This is a genomic window from Mesorhizobium sp. M8A.F.Ca.ET.021.01.1.1 (genome assembly GCF_003998025.1).
Taxonomy (GTDB): domain Bacteria; phylum Pseudomonadota; class Alphaproteobacteria; order Rhizobiales; family Rhizobiaceae; genus Mesorhizobium.
Genome location: NZ_RZSJ01000378.1, coordinates 1 through 6,078, shown reverse-complemented (window position 1 = coordinate 6,078; position 6,078 = coordinate 1). Strand labels below are relative to the sequence as shown.

Genomic DNA, 6,078 nt, shown 5'->3' with positions numbered 1-6,078 from the left:
CTGCGGATCAGCGCCGGATCAATGCCGGCCACCTGGGCCGCCGAGGCGTCCAGCCGGCTTGAGATATCCTCGAGCCGGCTTTCCAGCCCGCGGATCGCCGCCTCGCCGGCGGGATCGGGAGCGCGCGTTTCCATGCGCTTGGCCAGCGCGGTGAAGCGGGCATCGATGGCGTCCATGATGCCGGCGCTGTCGACCTGCGGCATGCTGCGCTGGTCCAGCCGGTCGGCAACCTCGTCCAGCCGGCGCTCGAGATCGCGAAACAGCATGTTGCCCTGTTCGATGGCGTCGCCCTGGCGACGCTCCATCATGCCCGACAGCACGTCGAAGCGCTGCTCCAGCCCGTGGAAGATGTAGTCGGCGTCGGGCATGGCCGGCGCCTGATCGATCTTGTCTGCGATCAGCGCGATCTGCTTGGCGAGCCGTTCCATCGCCTGCTCGGGCAGGTTGGCGCGGCCGGCGAGGTCATCGACCCGGCTCGACAGTGTGTTCAGCCGGTCGATCACGACATTGCCGGGACGGTCCTGCGCCACTTCCTCGATCTGCTGCGCGAGCGAGTCGATCCGCTTCTCGATGCGCTCGAAGGCTTCGTGGTCGATTGAATTCGCCTGTGCGGCGACTGTCGAGGCCACGATGGCGCGGGAAATCTCGTCCAGCCGCTCGTCGATCATGGCCAGCGTGCCGCCGCCGCGATTGTCCTGCTGGCTGGCGAAATGGTCGACCGCGCCGGCCAGCGTGCGGACCTTTTCCTCCAGCGAGCGCAGCGACAGCGATTCCGGCAGGTTGTTGACGGCGTTGCTGATCTGCTCCAGCCGGTCGGTCAAGGCCGCGAGGGCGGGATCGTCGGAGCGCTTGCGCTGGTCGGCGTCGACGCGGTCCTCGAAAGCCGTCCAGCGGCGGTCGAAATCGTCCCAGCGGCGGTCGACCTTCTGCACGCTCTCCTCGCGCGCCAGCGTGTCGAGCGCGGCCTTGACCTGCTCGAGCTCCAGCCGCAGCAGGTTGACGCTCCTGTCGTCACTCTTCTCCGACAGCGATTTGATGGCGCCGGAGAGCCGCTCGAATTCCACGCCGAGTTCGGCGCTGCCCTTGCCTGTCGCGCCGGGCTTGGCGTTCGCCTGGAAGGCGCGGTCGATGTCCTTGCGCAGCGCGTCGAATTCGCGCTGCAGCCCTGAAGTCACCTGGTGGCGCAGTTCCTCGCGCATGCCGCGCAGCTCGCCGGCGATCTTGCCGACCATGGCGACGCTGTCTTCCTGGCCGCGCACGCGGTCGATGTCGCGCGCGATCGCCTGATAATTCTGGTCGAAGGCGGGCGAAGGCGCCGGGTTCTGCGCACGCGGTGCCGGCTGCGGATCCTCATACCAGCGCTGCTGGGCTGTCGGCTGTGCGGCGGGATAACGCGGATCGGTGGCGGGGTAGCGCGGATCGGCGCCATATTGGCGAGGAACGGGCCGTGCCGTCGCGTCCTCACGCGTCTGCCCCAGGCGCTGCTCCAGGGTCTCCAGCGAGCGGTTCAGCTGCTCGAGCGTTGTCTGCGGCTTGCGCTGCCTGCCGGCATTGAGTGTATCGAGGTAGGACCGCTTGCTGTTCATCGGTGCGTCCGTCTTTCAGATTGGCCGGCTTGCGACCAGCTCCCCAAGTCCCTGCCGGAACGAGGCGACCGCGCTTGCATGCCACGGTGGAAGACAAGCTTCCCGGGTTTCACCCGCGCTCCGAAAAACCGTGAAAATTCGATACAGGATAACCACGGGTAGCCGACACGCGCACATTTCGCCCAACGTGGTAAACAACGCGTTAACCAAGCTTAAGAAGTTGCAAGGAAGTTGGCTGTCGCGACTTCCGGTGCGGCATAAAGCACCGTTCTCAGAACGCCCTTGCGTCATGAGGCGGCTATCGGTATAGAATTGACGTAAACGTAAATGGCGCATCAGCTGTGCTGTTTTGCGATTTGTTTGTCGAAACCACGGCCGGAAGCACGCCCCCGCTTCCAGTCAGGCGACGCATGGTCCAGGACCGCGACGCCACCAGACGGGGAAGCCAGTGACCATGAAACTTATCTCGGCCGGCGAGACCGCGGCCAATACCAATAATGCATCCGTCGAAGCCGGCGAGGATCTCTCCCGCATCGGCGAAATGGCCAAAAAATACGGCGTGACGCTGCGCACGCTGCGTTTCTACGAGGACAAGGGCCTGCTCAACCCGCAGCGCGACGGTTCGACCCGTCTCTATACGCGCCGCGACAAGGCCAGGCTGAAGCTGATCCTGCTCGGCCGCAAGGTCGGGTTCTCGTTGCGCGACGTCAAGCAGATGATGGACCTCTACGATCCGACCGGTTCCAACACCAAGCAGTTGCGCCTGGCGCTGGACAAGTCGGAGAAGCAGCTCGCTCGCCTGCAGAAGCAGCGGGCGCTGATCGACGACGCCATCAATGAGCTCAGCGGCTCGATGTCGGCGGTACGTCAGATGTTGGCCGAGCGTTCGGCGCCGCAGGCGAGCGTCGCCAGCTAAGCCAGTCTGCTCACGCCGACCTGTCGGCCCTTCACTATCAAAGCCGCGTGGCCATGCCGCGCGGCTTTTCGCTATCTTTGGCCCGCTGTTTCATCCTGGCTTGCGCGATGCCGCAACGCTAGGCTCCGCGCGCCTGGCGGCGGAAATCTTGTCGCATCGAAAATATTGACGTTTACGCAAACGTCAATATTTGCTATTGCGGCTTCGACATTGGCCCGCTTGCCGCGCACGGCTTGATTTCGAGGCCTAATCCGCATGGTGGAGGAAAAGCATGCCGATCTACAGGGCCCCGGTCCAGGACACGCTGTTCGTGCTCAACGAAGTGCTGGGCTGTCAGCGCTATTCGAATCTTCCCGGATTCGCCGACGCAACGCCCGACGTGCTGGAGGCAATTCTCGCCGAAGGGGCCAAGCTCGCCGAGAACGTCATGCATCCGCTCAATCGTGTCGGCGACATGGAAGGCTGCGTGCGCCATGACGACGGCTCGGTGACCACGCCCAAGGGCTTCAAGGAAGCGTTCGACCAGTATCGCGAAGGCGGCTGGATGGGTCTGGCGGCCCCCGTCGAGTTCGGCGGCCAGGGCCTGCCCTATGCCGTACACACGGCGGTGGCCGAATACATGGTGTCGGCCAACATGTCGCTGATGATGTATCCCGGCCTGACCCAGGGCGCGATCGCCGCCATCATCACCCACGGCACCGACGAGCAGAAGGCGACCTGGCTGCCCAGGATGGTCGAGGGCACCTGGACCGGCACCATGAACCTGACCGAGCCGCATTGCGGCACCGATCTCGGCCTGCTGCGCACCAAGGCGGTGCCGAACGGCGATGGCACCTACAAGATTTCAGGCCAGAAGATCTTCATCTCGGCCGGTGAGCACGACATGTCGGACAACATCGTCCATCTGGTGCTGGCCCGCATCGAAGGCGCACCCGAAGGCGTCAAGGGCATCTCGCTGTTCATCGTGCCGAAGCTCAAGCTCGACGCCTCGGGCAATCCGGGGACAAGAAACACCGTTTCCTGCGGTTCCATCGAGGAGAAGATGGGCATCCATGGCAACTCGACCTGCGTCATGAATTATGACGAGGCCGAAGGTACGCTGCTGGGCGAGGCCAATGGCGGCTTGAAGGCGATGTTCACGATGATGAACGAGGCCCGTCTCGGCGTCGGCCTGCAGGGCCTTTCACTGTCGGAGATCGCCTACCAGAACGCCGTCGCCTACGCCAAGGACCGTTTGCAGGGCCGCTCGCTGTCAGGCCCGAAGGCGCCGGACAAGAAGGCCGACCCGATCATCGTTCATCCCGACATCCGCCGCTCGCTGATGACCATGAAGGCTTTCAACGAAGCCGGCCGCGCGCTGGCGCTGTGGACTGCCATCAAGTCCGACATCGCGCACCGCTCCGCCGACGACAAGGACCGCCAGGCGGCCGACGATTACACTGGCTTGATGACGCCGGTGGTCAAGGGCGTGCTGACCGACAAGGGCTTCGACCACGCTGTCATGGCGCAGCAGGTGTTCGGCGGCCATGGCTATATCGAAGAGCACGGCATGAGCCAGTTCGTGCGCGATGCCCGCATCGCCATGATCTATGAAGGCGCCAACGGCATCCAGGCGCTCGACCTCGTCGGCCGCAAGCTCGGCTTGAATGGCGGCCGCGCCATCCAGGCCTTCTTCAAGGAGGTCGGCGAATTCTGTGAGGAAAACCGCGTTGATGAGAAGATGGCGCCCTTCACCAAGGGTCTGAAGAAGGGACTCAACGATTTGCAGGCGGCGACGATGTGGCTGCTGCAGAACGGCATGGCCAAGCCCGACAATGCCGGTGCGGCCTCGACCGACTACATGCATCTCTTCGGCCTCGTGGCGCTGGGTTACATGTGGGCGCAGATGGCCAAGGCGGCTCAGGGCAAGACCGGCGCCAACGGTTCCCAATCTTCCTCTAAAAACAACGTGGCTTTCTACGACAACAAGGTCGTGACGGCGCGCTTTTTCATGGAACGGATCATGCCGGAAACCTCGGCGCACCTCGCCCGTATTTCGAGCGGCGCCGATACGCTGATGGCCCTGCCGGCGGAAGCGTTCTAAACTCGGTCCCGCTAGCCTTCTATCTGTCGATACGCGGAGGAAATCGTGGCGACAAATCCCGCCGAAGTGCTCTCCTTGCCGAAACCAGCCTGGGCGGCCGACGAGGTCGGCATGCTCTACGACATGGCTACACGCTTCATGTCGGAGGAGATCGCACCGCGCTACGACGAGTTCGAGAAGAACGAGATGGTCGACCGCGAAAGCTGGCTGAAGGCCGGTTCCGCCGGCCTGCTCTGCGCCTCGATGCCGGAGGAATATGGTGGCTCGGGCGGCACCTTCGCGCATGAGAGCGCCATCATCGAGGCGATCGGCCATGTCGGCGTCGACGGTTTCGGCATCGGCCTGCACAATTCGATCGTGGCACCCTACATCCTTCACTACGGTTCGGAGGAGCAGAAGAAGAAATGGCTGCCCAAGCTCGCCACCGGCGAACTGATCGGCGCCATTGCCATGACAGAGCCCGGCGCCGGCTCCGACCTGCAAGGTGTCAAGACCCGTGCCGAGAAGGACGGCAACCAGTACAAGATCAACGGTTCCAAGACCTTCATCACCAACGGCCAGCTGGCGAACTTCATCATCGTCGTCACCAAGACCGATCCGGAGAAGGGCGCCAAGGGTACCTCGCTGATGATCGTCGAGACCGATGAGGTCGAAGGTTTTCAGCGCGGCCGCAACCTCGACAAGATCGGGCTGAAGGCCAACGACACCTCGGAACTGTTCTTCAACGATGTGCGTGTGCCGACCGCCAACCTGCTCGGCCATGAGGAGGGACAGGGCTTCGTCCAGCTCATGCAGCAATTGCCGCAGGAGCGGCTGCAGATCGGCACCGGGGCGATCGCCATGATCGAGCGGGCCCTGGCGCTGACCATCGACTACGTCAAGGAGCGCAAGGCCTTCGGCAAGGCGATCATCGACTTCCAGAACACCCAATTCAAGCTGGCCGAGCTGAAGACCGAGGCCACCATCGGCCGCGTCTTCTACAATGACTGCGTCACCCGTCACATCAATGGCGGCCTCGATCCGGTCACGGCCTCGATGGCCAAGTACTGGCTCTCCGACCTGCAGGGCAAAGTCGTCGACGAATGCCTTCAATTGCACGGCGGCTATGGCTACATGAATGAATATCCGATCGCCCGCATGTTCCGCGACGCTCGCGTCCAGCGCATCTACGGCGGCACCAACGAGATCATGAAATTGCTGATCGGACGCTCGCTCTGAGCAGCTCTCTTCAGCGAACCCAAGGAGCATGAAAATGGCCGAAGCTTATGTCTATGACGCCGTGCGCACGCCGCGCGGCAAGGGCAAGAAGGACGGATCGCTGCACGAGGTGCCGGCGGTGCGGCTCGCCGCCAGGACGCTCGAGGCACTGCGCGACCGCAATGGGCTGGACACCGGCACGGTCGACGACATCATCTTCGGCTGCGTCGACCCGGTCGGCGAGGCGGGCTCCGTCATTCCGCGCGCCGCCGCCTTCGAGGCCGGCTACGACACCA

At 63.6% G+C, this 6,078-nt stretch carries 3 protein-coding genes and 2 pseudogenes; 4 read left to right on the top strand and 1 reads right to left on the bottom strand.

From position 1 onward, the window contains the following. Nucleotides 1-1,586 (bottom strand): annotated as a pseudogene (locus EOA36_RS24380) (peptidoglycan-binding protein); the annotation flags it as partial. Between the two features lie 454 nt (nt 1,587-2,040). On the opposite strand from EOA36_RS24380, the gene EOA36_RS24375 reads away from it, so the two are divergent. The 4 genes and pseudogenes from EOA36_RS24375 to EOA36_RS24360 all read left to right on the top strand — a co-directional run. Further along, entirely contained in the window at nt 2,041-2,502 is a 462-nt protein-coding gene (locus tag EOA36_RS24375) for a MerR family DNA-binding transcriptional regulator (RefSeq protein WP_127279760.1), read from the top strand. 271 nt (nt 2,503-2,773) lie between these two features. Beyond that, nucleotides 2,774-4,585: an acyl-CoA dehydrogenase gene (locus EOA36_RS24370; protein ID WP_127279759.1), complete on the top strand. Its 1,812-nt coding sequence runs from the start codon at nt 2,774-2,776 to the stop codon at nt 4,583-4,585. A gap of 45 nt (nt 4,586-4,630) precedes the next feature. After that, on the top strand, nt 4,631-5,803 hold the full coding sequence (locus EOA36_RS24365; RefSeq protein ID WP_127279758.1) for an acyl-CoA dehydrogenase family protein: 1,173 nt from the start codon (nt 4,631-4,633) through the stop codon (nt 5,801-5,803). Nucleotides 5,804-5,837: 34 nt separating this feature from the next. Next, a pseudogene (locus EOA36_RS24360) lies at nt 5,838-6,078 on the top strand (acetyl-CoA C-acyltransferase); the annotation flags it as partial.